Below are 826 nucleotides of genomic sequence, written 5' to 3' on the forward strand. Positions count from 1 at the left end.
CAGACAGCATCAAGGTGACGATGGTGGGCACGGCCGGAGCGGGTTCTCCGGTGATCCCGGCCAAGAATGGGGTAGCGACGGGCAAAGCCACGTTCGATATTACCAAGGCCGCGATTGCCGCCAACGTCGGTAATGCCGACAAGACGGTCACCCTTAAGTACGATGTAACCCGTAACGGCAAGGTTGTATCGTCCCAGGTGTTGACGGTGACGGTGAGGCCGATACCGACAACTGAGTTGGCAAAGACAGTGATCCGGATAAATGAAGCGGATGCTGCTACCAAAGTCCTGGATTTGAGTGGATCGGTTACCAATAAAACTCTGCGCGTTGGGTCATGGCCGTTTATCGCGAGCTTCCAACCGGTAGCCATGTTATTGAGTGGCTTCAAGGCCGATGGATCGGTACATGAGCTGCAGGTATGGGCTCTGGCGAGCAACGCGGTGACTGCTGGGTGGTTCAGCAATGGTTTCTATGATCAACGCGTCGCTGCCTCGTACTTCCTTGAACTGGGTCATGATACGAAACTGAAACTTCAGTTCAAGGCGACGCTTTCATCTAGTCAAGCCGAGGCTGACGCCATCATCTTCCCGATAGTGGAATACACTGTTAACACTCTGCCGGCAGAATTCCCTGTTCCCAAGTTGACCCAGGCAAGTGGCACTGGCACCTCGGTAACGCTCGCGCCGTTGGATGCACAAAACGGCGGTACGGTGTCGGTGGAGTACACACCGATGTACACCACAGACAGCATCAAGGTGACGATGGTGGGCACGGCCGGAGCGGGTTCTCCGGTGATCCCGGCCAAGAATGGGGTAGCGACGGGCAA

At 55.9% G+C, this 826-nt stretch carries 1 pseudogene; it reads left to right on the plus strand.

The features are described 5' to 3' along the window. Positions 1–826, plus strand: a pseudogene (locus tag GIV35_RS27230) (hypothetical protein); the annotation flags it as partial.

Source organism: Pseudomonas sp. PA-1-6B, from assembly GCF_021609545.1.
Lineage (GTDB): Bacteria > Pseudomonadota > Gammaproteobacteria > Pseudomonadales > Pseudomonadaceae > Aquipseudomonas > Aquipseudomonas fluorescens_BV.